The sequence below is a fragment of the Nocardioides salarius genome (assembly GCF_016907435.1).
Lineage (GTDB): Bacteria > Actinomycetota > Actinomycetes > Propionibacteriales > Nocardioidaceae > Nocardioides > Nocardioides salarius.
On sequence record NZ_JAFBBZ010000001.1, the window covers coordinates 1247366 to 1262920 of the forward strand.

Sequence of the window (15555 nt, forward strand, 5' to 3'; positions counted from 1 at the left end):
CTCGTGCCGCAACGTGCACGTCGTGTGCACGAACCGTTGACCCGGCGAGCACCCGGTGATGTCGTCGCGAGGCACGCACGTCGGTGCCGGCGGGTAGAACCGCTCCCGTGCTGCCCACCGACCCCGACGCGCCCGAGCCGTACCCCGACGAGTGCGTGGCCTGCTACCTGCGCCGGGTCGTGGGCGACCACGGTTGCGTCCACGCGGCGCCGGTTGCGCTGGGCTGGGCCGAGCGCTTCCGCGACCTGCGCTCCCCCACCGCCCACTCCCTCGTACGCCGCCTGCTCGCGCTCGGCGGCTGCGACTGCGCCGTCGTGCGCGAGGGCCTGCGCCCGGTGCGCGAGGTGATGGTGCGCGACCTGCACACCGACGAGCTGGAGGAGCCCGAGCGCTGGCCCGGCTGTGCCGGGGTGGGGGTCACCAGCAGCCGGCCGTGCCGGCACTGGGAGCGCCGGCCGCGCGCCCGACGGGGGTGAGCGGGTCGTGGCGGCCGGGTCAGTCGCCGACCCAGGAGCCGCGGCCGCCGAACCAGTCGCCCATCGACCCCGGGGCCGCGCCACCGCCCCCTCGGCCGGCGCGCCCGCCGAGGTAGGAGCCCACGACGGCGGCGCCGAGGTCGTCGAGCTCGGGCGCCACGACGCGGCCGTCGACCCGGCGCGCCATCTGCTCGATGAACCGGGCCAGGCCGGGGTCCTCGCCGAGGCGGAAGAACGTCGTCTGGGCGCCGAGGCGCATGGAGGTGTCGAGCTCGCGCACGGCGTGCGCGACGGTCAGCGGGTGCGGCGGGTAGGAGAAGAAGACCTCGCCGCCGGCCTCGAGGTGCGAGGTCGGCTCGCCGTCGGTGACCACCAGCAGCACCGGCTGGGCGTTGGGGTGCTTGCGGAAGTGCCGGTTGGCCAGCAGCAGCGCGTGGTGCAGGTTGGTGCCCTTCTCCCACCGGGCGTCGAGAGCGGTGAGCTCCTCGATCTCCATCACCTCGGCGTGCCGCCCGAAGCCGACCAGCTGCAGCGCGTCGCCGCGGAACCTGCTGCGGATCAGCGTGTGCAGCGCCAGCGCGGTGCGCTTCATCGGGACCCAGCGCCCGTCCATGGCCATCGAGAAGGACGTGTCGACCAGGAGGGCGACGGCCGCCTGGGTGCGCGCCTCGGTCTCCTGCACCTCGACGTCGTCGACCTGCAGGCGCACCCCCGCCGCCGGCGAGCCGCCCTCGCCCACGGTGCGGGTGATCGCGTTGGTGACGGTGCGGGTCACGTCCCACGGCTCGGTGTCGCCGTACGCCCAGGCCCGGGTGGCGCCCGAGCGCTCGCCCGCGGCGCCGGCGCGGTCCATGTCGCGCTGGCCCTGCCGGCCCGACATCCGCTGGGCGACGTCGCGCAGCAGCGAGCGGCCGAGCTGGCGCATCGCCTTCGGGGTCAGGCGCAGGGCGCCGTCGGAGCCGCGCTGCAGGGTGCCGGAGTCGCGCAGGGCGCGCTCGAGCTGCTGCAGCTCGCCGGCGCTGACCGCGGCGTCGTCGCCCAGCTGGCGGGCCAGCGCGTCGAGGTCGAGGTCGTCCATGCGGGCGCCGCCGTAGGACTGCGAGAGCTGCTCGGAGAGCGCGTCGAGCTCGGCGAGGTCCTGGAAGACGCCGGTGCCGTCGCCGAGCCCGACGTCCTGGGCGCCCTCGCCGCCCATCTGCTCCGAGCCCGACCAGTCCTCGCCGGGTCGCAGCGCCTGCAGGTGGGAGTCGAGGCGTGCCAGCGACTCCATCAGCTGCGGTGAGCCGAAGGCCTGCGCCGAGAGCTCCATCAGCTGCTGGCGCTGCTCGGGGCTCATCGAGGCGAGCATCCGCTGGGCCGCCGCCGCCCGGGCGGCCATCGCGTCGAGCAGCTCGTCGAGGTCCTGCGGCTGCTCGGGGAAGTGCCGGCCGTGCGCGGCCATGAACTCGTCGAAGTCCTGCTGGGTGTCCTCGCCGCGCTCGCGCTTCTCGAGCAGCTCGTTGAGGTCCGAGAGCATCGCGTCGATCGCGGCGCGGTCCTCGTCGGTGGCGTTCTCGAGGGCCTGCTTCATGCCCTGGAAGCGCTGGTCGAGCAGCTCGCGGCCCAGCAGGTCCTTGATCTGCTCGTAGGCCTCGCGTGCCTGCGTGCTCTGCCAGTCGTAGGAGCCCAGCTCGCTCACCGCGGCCGCGGGGTTGGGCGGCAGGCTGTCGAGCTGCATCTCGCGCAGCGCCCGGTCGCCGTCGTCCATGGCGACGTCGCGGGCCAGCTGCTTGCGCTCCTCGAGCACCGCGGTGTCGAGGAGCTCGCGGATCTCCTGGAGGGTGCCGTCGAGGTCGTGCTCGGCCAGCAGCCGGCGGCGCCGCTCGGCGACCCGCCTGGCCAGGTCGTCGAGGCCCTCCCGGTCGCCGGCCCCACGGCGCAGCAGCTCGCGCAGCGCGCGCTCGGGGCTGTAGCCGGCCATCACGTCCTCGCCGATCTCGTCGAGCGCCTCGGCGAGGTCGACCGGGGGCGCGAGCGGGTCGGGGCCGCCGTCGTAGCGGCCGTAGCGCGTCGCGCGTCGCTGCGACCAGATGTCAGCCATACACGCTCTCACCGCGCCCGGAAGCCTTGCTGACCCGCCGGGCCAGGAAGAGCCCCTCCAGGGCCAGCTCGATCGCGCCGGCGCGGTGCCCGTCGGTGGTGGCCTCGAGCCGGTCGCAGATGTCGTCGTAGAGCTCCGACTCCCCCAGCACCGGCAGGCCGGCCAGGAAGTCGCGGGCGGTGACCTGCTCACCGGTGGTCACCATCTGGCCGGCCTCGAGGGCGTCGACCAGCACGCCCATGTCGAGGCCGCGCAGGTGCACGCGCACGGTCTCGGCGACCGCGGTGCGCAGCAGGTGGGTGAGGATCTCGGCCTCGCGGCCCTCCTCGCCGCTCTCGAACTCGATCTTGCCGCCCAGCACGTCGACGGCGGTCTCGAGGTCGACCACACGGGCCACGGCGGCCTCCTCGCCCTGGGCGGTGGCCCGGTGCAGCGCGGCGGCCGCGATCGTCTCGGCGCCGGCGATCGCGAAGCGGGCCGAGACGCCCGAGCGCTGGTCGACCGAGCTCGACTCGCGCAGGTGGCGGGTGAAGCGGGCCAGGATCTCGACGAGGTGGTCGGGCACGTCGACGAGGGCCGGGTCGATGGCGGCCTCCTGGCGGATCACCGCGACCTCGTCGTGCAGCTCGGTCGGGTAGTGGGTGCGGATCTCGGCGCCGAAGCGGTCCTTGAGCGGGGTGATGATGCGTCCGCGGTTGGTGTAGTCCTCGGGGTTCGCGCTGGCCACGACGAGCACGTCGAGGGGCAGCCGCAGCACGTAGCCGCGGACCTGGATGTCGCGCTCCTCCATCACGTTGAGCATCGCGACCTGGATCCGCTCGGCGAGGTCGGGCAGCTCGTTGATGGCCACGATGCCGCGGTGGCTGCGCGGCACCAGCCCGTAGTGGATGGTCTCGGGGTCGCCGAGCGAGCGGCCCTCGGCCACCTTCATCGGGTCGACGTCCCCGATCAGGTCGGCCACCGAGGTGTCGGGGGTGGCCAGCTTCTCGGCGTAGCGCTCCTCGCGGGCGCGCCACTCGACCGGCAGGTCGTCGCCGAGCTCGAGGGCCCGGCGGCGCGAGGCCACGGTGATCGGCTCGTAGGGGTGCTCGCCCAGGTCGGAGCCGGCGATCACGGGGGTCCACTCGTCGAGCAGGCCGACCATCGTGCGCAGCAGCCGGGTCTTGCCCTGGCCGCGCTCGCCCAGCAGCACCACGTCGTGCCCGGCGATCAGGGCCCGCTCGAGCTGGGGCACCACGGTGTCCTCGAAGCCGTGCAGGCCGGGCCACGGGTCGCGCCCCTCGCGCAGGTGGGCCAGCAGGTTGTCGCGCAGCTCGGTGCGCAGCGGCCGGTGCTCGTGGCCCGACGCGCGCAGCTCACCGAGCGTGGCGATCGTGGGCCGGGGGGTGGCGGGCGCGGTCTCGGCGGAGGTCACGTCGACCACGCTACTGCGCCCACCAACCTCGATGTCCGGCGAGACGGACGCCGGCTCAGTCGCGCGCCGGCACCACCATCACCGCGCCGTGCGCGTGCTCGAGCACCGAGGTGACCACCGACGGGAAGAGCGCCTCGCCCAGCGCGTGCTGGCGGTGGTAGCCCAGCACCACCAGGTCGCGGTCCTTCGACTCGGCCACCAGCACCTGGTCGGCGAGGCCGCGCACGATGCGCACCTCGACCTGCACGTCGGGGTGCTTCTCGGCCAGGCCGGCGGTCGTCTCGGCGACCAGGGCGCGCACGTCGGCGGCGTCGTCGGTCTCGTCGACGACCATCGCTCCGGCGTAGGCGACCCGGGCGTCCCAGAAGCAGTGCAGCACCGTGAGCCGCTGCCCGGTCGCGGCCGCCTGCTCGTAGGCGGCCGTCACGGCGCCCATCGAGCGCTCGGTGCCGTCGACGCCCACCAGGATGCCGCCACCACCCTTGCCGCCGGGACGCACGACCACGACGGGGCTGTGGGCGTGGCGGGCGACCGCGGCGCTGACCGAGCCGAGCAGCAGCGAGCGCAGCGGCCCGCGCCCGCGGGAGCCGAGGACCAGCAGCGAGGCGTGCTGCGAGAGGCGCAGCAGCTCGCCGCGGACGTCGCCGCGAGCCACCGCCGTCTCGACGCTGAGCCCGGGGTGCAGCGAGCGCGCCTTCTCGGCGGCGGCCTCGACGCGGTCGGCGCCGGCCGAGGCGAGCTCGGCGTAGAGCACGGTGTGGTTGATGCCGGTGGTGTCGAGCCACATGCTCGGCACCGGCTCCCAGACCGAGACCACGGCCAGCGGCCGGTGGTGCAGCGCCGCGTGCTCGGCCGCCCAGGCGAGTGCCTCCTCGGCGTGCTCGGAGCCGTCCACGGCCACCACCACGGCGCCGGTGGACGAGAGGTGGTCGGCGACCGTGGGGCCGCTCGCCGGCTCGGCGTCGGGGTTGCCCTGGCTGTCGGAGTTCTCGAGATCGGTGTCCATGCCCTCACCCTGGGCCCGGCGTGCCCCTGCTTCTCAGGGGCGGTGGTCGTGCGGGCTCGGGACCTTGGTCCCGAGCACCCGGGCGCCGGGAGCCGGACCGCACTAGGCTGCCGGGGTGCAGACGGCGACAGGGGTGGCAGCCGTGCTGCTGGTGGCGGTGCTGTCGAGCGCCCTCGTCGTCGTCGGCGTGCTGCTGGTGCGCACCCGCCGCGAGCTCGACGTGTCGCGACGGATGCTCGCCCAGCTCGAGGCCGACCTCGACGCCGCCCTGCGCCCCGCCCCCGCGCTCTCGCCGACCGAGCGCGCGCTGCGGGCCGTGGTCGGGACCGCCTCGCGGGTGCGGCGCCAGGGCGTCGCCGGCGTGCTGGGCTCCTCGCTGGAGGACCTGCAGGCCTGGGCCCTCGAGAAGCGTCCCGACATCCTGCAGGTCGCCGCGGCCGACGGCACCGTCAGCCTGCTCTTCTCCGACATCGAGGGCTCCACGACCCTCAACCACCGGCTGGGCGACCGCACCTGGGTCAAGGTGCTCGAGGCGCACGACCAGGTGGTCCGCACCCATGTCGAGCGGCACCGGGGCCAGGTCGTCAAGAGCGCCGGCGACGGGTTCATGGTCGCCTTCCGCGACCCCTACTCGGCGGTGCGGGCCGCCCGGGGCATCCAGCGGTCCCTGGCCCGCACGCTCGACCCCCGGCTGCGCCTGACCCAGGTCAGGGTGCGCATCGGCGTGCACTGCGGGCCGGTGATCTCGCGCGACGGCGACTACTTCGGGAGCAACGTGGCGCTGGCCGCCCGGGTCGCCGACCTCGCCGACGGCGGGGAGGTGCTGGTGACCGACGCGGTGCGCCTGCAGGTCGAGGGCACCGACGAGCGGCGGATGTGCTTCGAGGAGGCCGGCGAGGTCGAGCTGAAGGGCCTGCCCGGCGAGCACACCCTGTGGAGGTTGGTGGTGGAGACATGAGCACCGGACAGCACGCGCTGGGCGCGGCGGGGGCCGGCCCGTGCCCCTGCGGCACCGGCGCGGCGTACGACGCGTGCTGCGGGCCGCTGCACCGGGGAGCCCGGCGGGCGGAGACGGCGGTCGAGCTGATGCGCAGCCGCTACAGCGCGTTCGCGCTGGGCCACCTCGACCACCTCTTCCGCACCTGGCACCCGCGCACCCGCCCGGCCGGGCTGCTCGAGGACGGGCTCGACCCGGCCCGGGAGTGGACCGGGCTGGAGGTGCTCGACCACGGCGAGGACTGGGTCGAGTTCGCCGCCCACCACCGCGACACCTCCCCGGCCGGGGTCGCGAGCAGCGGCACGATGCGCGAGCGCAGCCGCTTCGAGCGGCGGGCGGGCCACTGGGTCTACGTCGACGGCACTTTCGGCGGCTGACGTCGGGACCAAGGACCCTGTAGGGCCCCGTGGGGCGGCGTGACGATGGACGTCGTCCTGGTCCCCGTCCCGTCGTGAGGTCACCGTGCTGGAGTCAGCAGAGCTGTCGGAGAGCGAGTGCGAGGCCCTGCTGCGCGCAGGGATCGTGGGACGGGTCGCGGTCTCCACACCCGACGGACCGCACATCGTGCCGGTGAACTACGCCGTGGTCGACAGCCGGGTCGTGGTGCGCACGACGCCGTACTCCGTGCTGGGCAGCAACGCGCGCGGGGCCGTGCTCGCCTTCGAGGTCGACGGCTTCGACCACGAGCGGCAGCGGGGCTGGAGCGTGGTGGCGCGCGGGCGCAGCGAGGTGCTGGGCGACGCCGAGGACCTCGAGCAGGTGCGCAAGGTGTGGGAGCCCCGGCCGTGGGCCTCGGGCACGCGCTCGCTCTACGTCGCGATCGCGTGGACCACGATCTCGGGTCGCCGGCTGGGCAGCGGGTGGGACCCGGTGAGCACGTTGCCCACCCGTCGTCTGGTCTGAGTCTCCCCACCCGCGCCCGGGCCTGTGACAATGGCTCCATGCCCGACCCGTCGCCGCGCCACCCCGAGCTGGCCGGCTCCGCGCAGGCGCTGCTCGACGCGGTGGTGGCGGTCTCCTCCGACCTCGACCTGCCCAGCGTGCTGAGCCGCATCGTCGAGTCGGCCCGCGAGCTCACCGGGGCACGCTTCGGTGCCCTGGGGGTCGTGGGCCCCGACGGCGACCTCAGCGAGTTCATCACCTCGGGGCTCGACCCGCACCAGCGCGAGCAGATCGGCGCGCCACCACGGGGCCGCGGCATCCTGCGCCTGCTCATCGAGCACCCCGAGCCGCTGCGGATGCCCGACCTCGGTGAGCACCCGGCCTCCTACGGCTTCCCGCCCAACCACCCGCCGATGCGCTCCTTCCTCGGCGTGCCGGTGCGGATCCGCGGCACGGTCTTCGGCAACCTCTACCTCACTGAGAAGCAGGGCGCCGACCAGTTCAGCGACGCCGACACGGTCCTGGTCGAGGCGCTCGCCTCGGCGGCCGGGTTCGTCATCGACAACGCGCGCGCCTACGGACTCAGCGAGCGGCGGCGCGAGTGGCTGCAGGCCAGCGCCGAGCTCAGCGACGCCCTGCAGCCGCCGGTGGCCCGCGAAGCCGCACTCGAGCAGATCGCCTGGTCGGCCGCCTCGATGGCCCGGGCCGACGCCGCCGCGGTCGTGAGCCTGTCGGTGCCGGCCGGGGAGGCGGCGCAGGCAGCAGCCCTGGCCGACCTGCGCGAGACCCGGCGCGACGGCGGGCGCGAGGGGGAGGGCCGCGGCGTCCTGCGCAGCGTCGTGGAGGACTCCCTCGTCGCGCTCGCCGACGGCGTCGAGCCGGTGGAGGGCGACGCCGGCCACTACCGCGCGCTGGTGCTGCCGCTGCGAGCCCACCTGGCCGAGCGCACCGCGCTCGTGCTCCTCTTCGAGGGGGCCGCCCCGCTCGAGGGCGAGGAGCGTGAGCTGATGATCTCCTTCGCCGACCAGGCAGCCCTGGCGCTCGACCGGGCGCAGGCGCTGGAGGAGCGGGCCGAGCTGGCGGTGATCTCCGACCGCGAGCGGATCGCGCGCGACCTGCACGACGTGGTGATCCAGCGGCTCTTCGCCACGGGCCTGCAGCTGCAGGGCGCCCAGATGCTCGCCGGCCCCGAGATGGCCGGGCGGCTCGACAAGGCGGTGGCCGACCTCGACCTGACGATCCGCGACATCCGCGGCTCGATCTTCGAGCTGCAGCACCGCGAGCGGGCCTCGCTGCGCTCGGAGGTGCGCACGCTGGTGCGCGAGTACGTCCCGGCGCTCGGCTTCACCCCGGTCGTGCGCACCGCGGGCCCGCTCGACACCGGGGTGCCGGGTGCGGTGCGGGAGCAGCTGGTGCCGGTGCTGCGCGAGGCGCTCTCGAACGTCTCGCGCCACGCCCTCGCCGAGCAGGCCGAGATCGACCTCAGCCTCGGTGACCGGGCGCTGGTGCTGCGCGTCGACGACGACGGGGTCGGCATCCCCGAGCAGCTCGCCGAGAGCGGCCTGCGCAACGCCCGGCGTCGCGCGGCGGCGCTCGGCGGCAGCTGCGAGGTCTCGCGCCGCGAGCCGCACGGCACGTCGTTCGTCTGGAGCGTGCCGGTCGGCTGAGCGGCCGGACCGAGTCCGCAGGCTCGGGACCAAGGGCCCGGGGCTCGGGACACCCGGCCCCTGCGCCGCGTCGTCCCGGGGCCCCAGTCTGGGCAGGGGTCCACCGAGGGACCTCCGACGACAGGAGACACCACATGAGCACGATCCAGCACGGTCACCCGCAGCCCGGCGCCGACCGAGTCGCGCAGGCGGCCCCGGCGGCAGCGTCCGGAGGCCCCGTCGCAGCACGCGCCCTGGCGCTGCTGCGGATCGGTTTCGGCCTGACCTTCCTGTGGGCCTTCCTCGACAAGCTGCTGGCGCTCGGCTTCGCCACCGGTCGTGGTCCCGAGGGACAGGTCGACCGGTTCGGCGACGCGGCCTGGGTCAACGGCGGCAGTCCCACCGAGGGGTTCTTGACCTTCGGTGCCGACGGCCCGTTCGCCGACTTCTACCAGGGCATCGCCGGCGCGGTCTGGGCCGACGTCCTGTTCATGCTCGGGCTGCTGGGCATCGGCGTGGCGCTCACCCTGGGCGTCGGGATGCGCCTGGCAGCCGCGAGCGGCGCGCTGCTCTACGTGCTGATGTGGAGCGTGGCGCTGCCCCCGGCCAACAACCCGGTGCTCGACGACCACCTCCTGGGTGGGCTGACGCTGGTGGTGCTGGCGGCGTTCCACGCCGGCGACACCTGGGGGCTCGGCCGGCGCTGGCGCGAGGTGCTGCTGGTGCGCCGGCTGCCCGTGCTGCGCTGACGACCGCCCCCGGCCCGGTCACCACGCCAGGCCCAGTGCCTGGGCCTCCTCGCGCAGCTCCTCGCGCACCCGCGGGTGGGCGGCGTGCTCGACCAGCTGGCGGGCCTGCTCCTGCTGGGTCAGCCCGAAGACCTCGGCGACGCCCTGCTCGGTGACCACCGCACTCATCTGGAACGACGTCACCGGCTCGTCGACCATGGCCACCACCGTCGAGCAGTCGGCCTTGGGGTGCCAGGAGCGCAGAGCAATCACCGCCTGGCCGCCCGGGCTGTGCATGGCCCCGACGATGAAGTCGGTCTGGCCGCCGAAGCCCGAGTGGATCCGCGCATCGATCCTCGAGGCGTTCGCCTGGCCGAAGAGGTCGACCTGCAGGGCGGTGTTGACGCTGGTCATCGCGGGGTTGCGGGCGATCCGCCCGGGGTCGTTGGTGACCTCCGTGCGGGCCATCCGCACCCGGTCGTTGCCGTCGACCCAGGTCAGGAGCTCCTCGGAGCCGAAGAGGAAGGACGCGGTGATCGGCTCCGAGCGCTCCAGCGCCCCGGCCCGCTCGAGACGCAGCACCGAGTCGGAGAACATCTCGCTCCACACCCGCAGTCCGCGTCGCCCGACCAGGCCGCTGACCGTCGCGTCGGGCACCGCGCCGATGCCGGTCTGCAACGTGGCCCCGTCGGGCACGCGGGCAGCCACCAGCTCGCCGATGCGCGCCGCCTCGGGCCCGACAGGTGCCTCCGGCGCGGTCATCAGCGCCTCGTCCGCCTCGACGACGACGTCGACGTGGTCGAGGTCGAGCTCGGAGTCGCCGAAGGTCCACGGCACGTGCCGCGAGACCTGCGCGACCACCACGCCACCACGGCGACGCACCTGCTCGACCGCGGCGGGCAGCACGTTGACCTCGGTGCCCATCGAGACCCGGCCGTGCCGGGGCGGGGTCGTGTGCAGGACGACCGCGTCGGGCGGCACCCTCGAGGCGAAGAGCGTGGGCACCATCGAGAGCCGCGAGGGCACGTAGGCCAGCCGCGGGCTGCGGCGCATCCCGGGGCCGACGAAAGAGGTCTCGAGGGTGACGCCGTCGCGGTCGGGCAGGCCCTGCTGGGCGTTGAGCATCCACAGCCGGTAGCTGGGCAGCAGCGAGTCGAGGAGCCCCAGCGTGTGCCACGGAGTGGCGTGGTTGCCCGCCACCACGACCCGGGGGTCGGGCGGGAGCGCGCGCAGCACCGCCGCCAGGTCGCTGCGTGGCATCGGATCAGGACCGGCCGTCGGGGCCCAGCAGCCGGCTGGCCAGCACCGCGGCCTGGGTGCGTCGCTCGAGCCCCAGCTTGGCCAGGATGGCCGAGACGTAGTTCTTGATGGTCTTCTCCGCCAGGAACATCCGTTCCCCGATCTGGCGGTTGGTGAGTCCCTCGGCGATCAGGGCGAGCAGCTCCATCTCCCGCTCGGTGAGGCTCTCCAGCTCCGGTGCCGTGGAGGGCCCGTTGCGGACCCGGTCCAGCACGCGGGCCGTCAGCGCGGGGTCGATCAGCGACATGCCCTCGGCGACCTGGCGGACCGCGGTGACGAGGTTGAGGCCGGTGACCTCCTTGAGCACGTAGCCCGAGGCGCCGGCCATGATCGCGGCGAAGAGCGCCTCGTCGTCGTCGTACGACGTCAGGATGAGCGCCCGGATCGAGTCGTCGACCGCCCGGACCGCTCGGCACACCTCGATCCCGGAGCCGTCGGGCAGCCGGGCGTCGAGCACCGCGACGTCGGGTCGCAGGGCGGGGATGCGGGCGGTGGCCTCCACGGCCAGCCCCGACTCCCCCACCACCTCGATGTCGCCTGCTCCCTCGAGCAGCGCGCGCAGGCCCTGCCGCACGACCTCGTGGTCGTCGAGGAGGTAGACGCGCACGCGCCGGCCGTCGGTTCGGGTGTCAGGCATGAGGCTGCTCCTGGGTGAGGGTGCGTCCCCGTACATCTACCACCTCCTCGACGCGGTCGAGACCGGCGCGCGCGTGGGTGATCCACACGACCGAGCGTCCGGCCCGGTCCCGAGCGGCCCGGGAGCCGCCGTCGACGCGCCGCCGGGCGCCCAGCACCTCGGCCGCGAGCTCCTCGGCCGTCGCCTCGTCGAGGTGCGCGGTGGGCTCGTCGAGCACCAGCACCCGCTGGTCGGCCAGGAGCGACCGGGCCACGGCCAGCCTGGCCCGCTCACCGCCCGAGACCGCGGCGTGCCCGTCTCCCAGCCAGGTGTCGAGCCCCTCGGGCAGCTGGTCGAGCCAGTCGCCGAGCCGGGCACTGCGCAGGGCGGCCTCCACGTCGGCGTCGGAGGCGCCCGGCCGGGCCAGGCGGACGTTCTCGACGAGCGTGCTGGCGAAGACGTGCGGGTCGTCGTCGACCAGGCCGACGGTGCCGCGCACGTGGTCGAGGGCCAGCGTGCCCAGGCACCGCCCGCCCAGCGCCACGTCGCCCGAGACCGGGTCGAGGAAGCGCAGCAGCAGCGCCGCGACGGTGCTCTTGCCGGAGCCGGACGGTCCGACCAGGGCGACGCTCCCGCCCTCGGGCAGGCGCAGGCCGAGGTCGCGCACCGCGTCCGCCCCCTCCCAGCCGGCGCTGACGTGCTCGAGGGCGACCTCGTGCCCGGCCGGGGCCGGCGCCGGCTCCGGCGAGTCGACGACCGCGGGGGTGCGCCCGACGAGGTCGGCGACCCGACGACGCGCCGCGTCGGTGCGGGCCGACAGCGCCCCGGCGTCGGCGAGCGGGAGCGCCACGTCGGCCAGGGCCAGGGGCACCAGGAGCAGCAGGGCCAGCACCGGGGCCGACAGTGCACCGGTGACCACCAGGCCGTCGAGCCACCAGGCGCTCGCCGCCACGCCGATCCCGGTGACCAGCAGCACCCAGGCCCGCGCCGCTCCCCACCAGGCCGCGGCCCGCGTCGCGGCAGCCCCCAACCGGTCGCTGAGGCCGACGACGGGGCCGACGGCGACCCGGTCGACGCCCTGCCACATGACCAGCTCGTCGGCCAGCGCCGTCGCCGCCACCACCTGGTCCGACAGGGCGGCGCGCAGGGCGATCCCCTGGCGCTCGGCGCGGGCCGCGCCCCACCTGCCCAGCAGGTACGCCGCCGCCCCGGCCAGCACCGAGGTCAGGGCGACGACCAGGGCGGCGCGGGGCTCGAGCAGGGAGGTCACGCCGACCGCCAGCACCACGACCAGCGCGAAGGCACGCACCGGCAGCTGCACCCGCAGGCGGTGGTCGAGCTCGGAGTCGACGTCGTCGACCAGGGCCGCCAGCAGGTCGCCGCGACGACGACCCAGCCGGCCGGGCACCAGCGGGACCAGGGCGTCGTACACCGACACGCGACGCTCGGCGAGCATCCGCAGCACCACGTCGTGGGAGCGCAGCCGCTCGGCGTAGCGCAGCGCGGGGCGGGCCAGGCCGAAGGTGCGCACCCCCACGATCGCCACCATCAGCGTCAGGACCGGCGGCATGGTCGAGGCCTGCACGATCAGCCACCCGGCGGTCGCGGTCAGCGCCACGCCCGAGGCCGAGGCCGCCGCGCTGAGGAGGGTCGCCAGCCCCAGCCCCGGGTCCCGCCGTGGGGCCGGGTCCTGCGCCGCTCCGGGAGCGGGCGTGCGTGCCGGGGCGGAGGCTGGAGCGCTGGACCGGGGGGCGACGGGGACGGGCGCGGCCGGCCCGGGCAGGGCGACGACGTGGTCGGCCAGTGCCACCAGCGCCGGGCGGTGGGCCACCACGACCACCGCGCGGCTGCGGGCCAGCTCTAGCAGCGTGTCGGCGACCACCTGCTCGGTCAGCTCGTCGAGGTGCGCCGTGGGCTCGTCGAGCAGCAGCCAGGCACGGTCGGCCACGACCACCCGGGCCAGGGCGAGCCGCGCGCGCTCGCCGGCCGACAAGCCGGCGCCGTCCTCGCCCAGCCACGATCCGAGACCGTCGGGCAGGTCACGCACGCGCTCCTCGAGGGCGACCCTGGCCAACGCCTCCCAGAGCTCGTCGTCACCGGCCCCGCTGCGGCCCAGCCGCAGGTTGTCGGCGATCGTGCCCGCCACGAAGCCCGGGCGCTGGGGCAGCCAGGCGACCTGGCGCTGCCACGACTGCGCGGTGACCTCCAGGGGCGCGCCGCCACGCGTGAGGTGACCGGCCGTCGGCTCGAGCAGCCCGGCCAGCAACGACAGGAGCGTCGACTTGCCGCAGCCCGAAGGCCCGGTGAGCGCGGTCAGCCCCCGCTCCGGCACCACCAGGTCGAGGTCGTGCAGCACCGGGGCCTGCCGTCCCGGGCGGGTCAGCGACAGGGCGCGGACGACCAGGGGCCCTGGACCGGCAGCGGGCGCGGCGCCCTCGAGCGGCACGGCGGCGGGGGCGTCGAGGACCTCGCTGAGCTGCTCGAAGGCCGCCACGCCCTCGGCGGCGGCGTGGAACTCGGCGCCCACCCGTCGCAGCGGCCAGTAGGCCTCGGGCGCGAGGAGCAGCACCACCAGCGCGGTGCGCAGGTCGAGGCCGCCTTCGGCGAGCCGGAGCCCCACGGTCACCGCGACCAGGGCGACCGACAGCGTGGCGACCAGCTCGAGGACGGCCGAGCTGGCGAAGGCGACGCGCAGGGTCCCCATGCTCCGGCGCCGGTAGTCGTCGGTGATCCGGCGGATCGTCGACGACTGTGCCTGCGCACGTCGGAACCCGACCAGCGTCGGCAGGCCGCGCACCACGTCGAGGAAGTGCCCCGACAGCGACGACAGCGCGCGCCACTGGGCATCGGCGCGGTCCCGGGTCGCCAACCCCACGAGGATGCCGAAGACCGGCACCAGCGGCAGCGTGGCCACCACGATGCCCGCGCTGAGGACGTCCTGCGTGGCGATCGCTGCGACGGTGAGGAGCGGCAGCACTGCTGCCAGCACCAGGGCCGGCAGGTAGCGGGTCAGGTAGGGCTCGGTGGCGCTGACCCCCCGGGTCACCAGCAGCGAGAGCCGGCCCTGGGCCACGTCGGGCCCGCCCGGCGCCAGCAGGCGCGCGACGAGGTGCCGGCGTACGTCGCTGCCCACGAGCGCGGCCGAGCGGGCTGCGGCCACGTCGCCGACCCATCCGACGAGCCCCCGACCGGCGAGCACGGCGACCGTGGCGAGCACCCAGGACCCGGCACCAGCGCCCTCGACGGCGGCGACGACCAGGCCCGTCACGGCGAACGCCTGCGCGATGACGAGCAGTGCGCCCACCCCGCCGCAGGCCAGGACCACGGCCAGCGGCAGCCGGGCGGGGCCCAGGCGGCGCAGCAGCCGGGGGTCGGTGGGCCTCACGCGTCGGTGCCGGCCAGCACCGGCTCGGGGATGTGGTGCACGGCGATCCGCCGGCGGAAGACCCAGTAGGTCCACGCCTGGTAGCCGATCACGACCGGGGTGAAGACCACGGCGACGACGGTCATGATGCCCAGGGTGTAGTCGGTCGCGGCTGCGTTGGTGGTGGTCAGGCCGACCCCGCCGGCCAGCGTGGTGGGCATGACGTCGGGGAAGAGCGCGACGAACAGCCCGCCCACCCCGAGCACGATCGTCGCGAAGGTGCCGATGAACGCCCAGCCCTCGCGTCCGGCCCGGGCCGCGCCCAGGCCGGCGACCAGGGCCAGCGCGGCGACCAGGAAGAGCGCGGCCGAGGCGGCGTTCCCGGTCTCGAGCTGGGTCCAGCCCAGGAACGCCACGGCGACCACGGCCGCCGCGACGCCGACCTTGAGCGCCAGCGCCCGGGCGGCGTGCCGGATCGGGCCGTCGGTCTTGAGGGCGATGAACATCGCGCCGTGGGTCAGGAACAGCAGCAGCGTCATCGCGCCGCCGAGCAGCGCGTAGGGGGTGAGCAGGGTGAAGAAGCCGCCGGCGTACTCGAGGTCGGCGTCGATGGGGACCCCGCGCACGATGTTGGCGAAGGCCACGCCCCACAGCAGCGCCGGCACCACGGACCCGACGACGATGGCGGCGTCCCAGCGCGCCTTCCACTGCGCCTCGGGGCGCTTGGCGCGGTACTCGAACGCCACGCCCCGCACGATCAGGGCCAGCAGGATCAGCAGCAGCGGCAGGTAGAACCCGCTGAAGAGGGTGGCGTACCACTCGGGGAAGGCCGCGAAGGTCGCTCCGCCCGCGACGAGCACCCACACCTCGTTGCCGTCCCACACCGGCCCGATCGTGTTGATCAGCACGCGGCGCTCGCGCTCACCGTGTCCCAGGACGGGCAGCAGCATGCCCACCCCGAAGTCGAAGCCCTCGAGGGCGAAGTAGCCGATCCACAGCACCGCGATCAGCGTGAACCAGATGGTGGTCAGTTCCATGTGTCCTGCG

The 15555-nt window shown here is 75.1% G+C and carries 13 protein-coding genes; 6 read left to right on the forward strand and 7 right to left on the reverse strand.

The genetic code is table 11. From position 1 onward, the window contains the following. Positions 1 to 107 precede the first annotated feature (107 nt). Positions 108 to 476 (forward strand): DUF2695 domain-containing protein, encoded by a 369-nt coding sequence (locus tag JOE61_RS06105; protein ID WP_307822839.1) that lies wholly within the window; start codon positions 108 to 110, stop codon positions 474 to 476. A gap of 19 nt (positions 477 to 495) precedes the next feature. Here JOE61_RS06105 and JOE61_RS06110 read toward each other — a convergent pair whose 3' ends face one another. From JOE61_RS06110 to JOE61_RS06120, 3 genes are read right to left on the reverse strand one after another with little or no spacing between them, the layout of a single operon-like run. Beyond that, a complete protein-coding gene (locus JOE61_RS06110; RefSeq protein WP_193668964.1) occupies positions 496 to 2556 on the reverse strand; it encodes a vWA domain-containing protein in 2061 nt (686 codons plus the stop codon). Beyond that, complete coding sequence (locus tag JOE61_RS06115; protein WP_193668963.1) at positions 2549 to 3970, reverse strand: sigma 54-interacting transcriptional regulator; 1422 nt, start codon at positions 3968 to 3970, stop codon at positions 2549 to 2551. The genes JOE61_RS06110 and JOE61_RS06115 overlap by 8 nt, the downstream gene beginning before the upstream one ends. Positions 3971 to 4025: 55 nt before the next feature. Further along, positions 4026 to 4976, reverse strand: a complete 951-nt coding sequence (locus JOE61_RS06120) for a universal stress protein (protein WP_193668962.1) — start codon at positions 4974 to 4976, stop codon at positions 4026 to 4028. Positions 4977 to 5091: 115 nt separating this feature from the next. Here JOE61_RS06120 and JOE61_RS06125 point away from each other — a divergent pair, with 115 nt between their 5' ends. The 5 genes from JOE61_RS06125 (at position 5092) to JOE61_RS06145 (ending at position 9250) form a co-directional block, all read left to right on the forward strand. Then, positions 5092 to 5934 (forward strand): adenylate/guanylate cyclase domain-containing protein, encoded by an 843-nt coding sequence (locus JOE61_RS06125; RefSeq protein WP_193668961.1) that lies wholly within the window; start codon positions 5092 to 5094, stop codon positions 5932 to 5934. Next, the gene (locus JOE61_RS06130; RefSeq protein ID WP_193668960.1) at positions 5931 to 6350 is read left to right on the forward strand and encodes a YchJ family protein; all 420 of its coding nucleotides are present in this window, start codon (positions 5931 to 5933) and stop codon (positions 6348 to 6350) included. The genes JOE61_RS06125 and JOE61_RS06130 overlap by 4 nt, the downstream gene beginning before the upstream one ends. Before the next feature lie 85 nt (positions 6351 to 6435). After that, complete coding sequence (locus JOE61_RS06135; RefSeq protein WP_193668959.1) at positions 6436 to 6876, forward strand: pyridoxamine 5'-phosphate oxidase family protein; 441 nt, start codon at positions 6436 to 6438, stop codon at positions 6874 to 6876. A gap of 38 nt (positions 6877 to 6914) precedes the next feature. Continuing rightward, a complete protein-coding gene (locus JOE61_RS06140) occupies positions 6915 to 8522 on the forward strand; it encodes a GAF domain-containing sensor histidine kinase (RefSeq protein ID WP_193668958.1) in 1608 nt (535 codons plus the stop codon). Positions 8523 to 8656: 134 nt separating this feature from the next. Then, the gene (locus JOE61_RS06145) at positions 8657 to 9250 is read left to right on the forward strand and encodes a hypothetical protein (RefSeq protein ID WP_193668957.1); all 594 of its coding nucleotides are present in this window, start codon (positions 8657 to 8659) and stop codon (positions 9248 to 9250) included. 18 nt (positions 9251 to 9268) lie between these two features. Here the strand turns inward: JOE61_RS06145 and JOE61_RS06150 are convergent, their stop codons facing one another. The 4 genes from JOE61_RS06150 to cydB are packed head-to-tail and all read right to left on the reverse strand — an operon-like array spanning position 9269 to position 15545. Next, positions 9269 to 10489, reverse strand: a complete 1221-nt coding sequence (locus tag JOE61_RS06150; protein WP_193668956.1) for an acetyl-CoA hydrolase/transferase family protein — start codon at positions 10487 to 10489, stop codon at positions 9269 to 9271. Between the two features lie 4 nt (positions 10490 to 10493). Continuing rightward, complete coding sequence (locus JOE61_RS06155; RefSeq protein WP_193668955.1) at positions 10494 to 11165, reverse strand: response regulator; 672 nt, start codon at positions 11163 to 11165, stop codon at positions 10494 to 10496. Then, positions 11158 to 14529 (reverse strand): thiol reductant ABC exporter subunit CydD, encoded by a 3372-nt coding sequence (gene cydD, locus JOE61_RS06160; RefSeq protein WP_193668954.1) that lies wholly within the window; start codon positions 14527 to 14529, stop codon positions 11158 to 11160. The genes JOE61_RS06155 and cydD overlap by 8 nt, the downstream gene beginning before the upstream one ends. After that, on the reverse strand, positions 14526 to 15545 hold the full coding sequence (gene cydB / locus JOE61_RS06165; protein ID WP_193668953.1) for a cytochrome d ubiquinol oxidase subunit II: 1020 nt from the start codon (positions 15543 to 15545) through the stop codon (positions 14526 to 14528). Before cydB ends, cydD begins: the two co-directional genes overlap by 4 nt. Positions 15546 to 15555 lie beyond the last annotated feature (10 nt).

What these genes read in the sequence shown, in the direction of transcription:
- cydB (WP_193668953.1), bottom strand. Translation starts at nt 15,545, where the DNA reads ATGGAACTGACCACCATCTGGTTCACGCTGATCGCGGTGCTGTGGATC.
- JOE61_RS06155 (WP_193668955.1), bottom strand. Translation starts at nt 11,165, where the DNA reads ATGCCTGACACCCGAACCGACGGCCGGCGCGTGCGCGTCTACCTCCTC.
- JOE61_RS06140 (WP_193668958.1), top strand. Translation starts at nt 6,915, where the DNA reads ATGCCCGACCCGTCGCCGCGCCACCCCGAGCTGGCCGGCTCCGCGCAG.
- JOE61_RS06145 (WP_193668957.1), top strand. Translation starts at nt 8,657, where the DNA reads ATGAGCACGATCCAGCACGGTCACCCGCAGCCCGGCGCCGACCGAGTC.
- JOE61_RS06120 (WP_193668962.1), bottom strand. Translation starts at nt 4,976, where the DNA reads ATGGACACCGATCTCGAGAACTCCGACAGCCAGGGCAACCCCGACGCC.
- JOE61_RS06150 (WP_193668956.1), bottom strand. Translation starts at nt 10,489, where the DNA reads ATGCCACGCAGCGACCTGGCGGCGGTGCTGCGCGCGCTCCCGCCCGAC.
- JOE61_RS06130 (WP_193668960.1), top strand. Translation starts at nt 5,931, where the DNA reads ATGAGCACCGGACAGCACGCGCTGGGCGCGGCGGGGGCCGGCCCGTGC.
- JOE61_RS06110 (WP_193668964.1), bottom strand. Translation starts at nt 2,556, where the DNA reads ATGGCTGACATCTGGTCGCAGCGACGCGCGACGCGCTACGGCCGCTAC.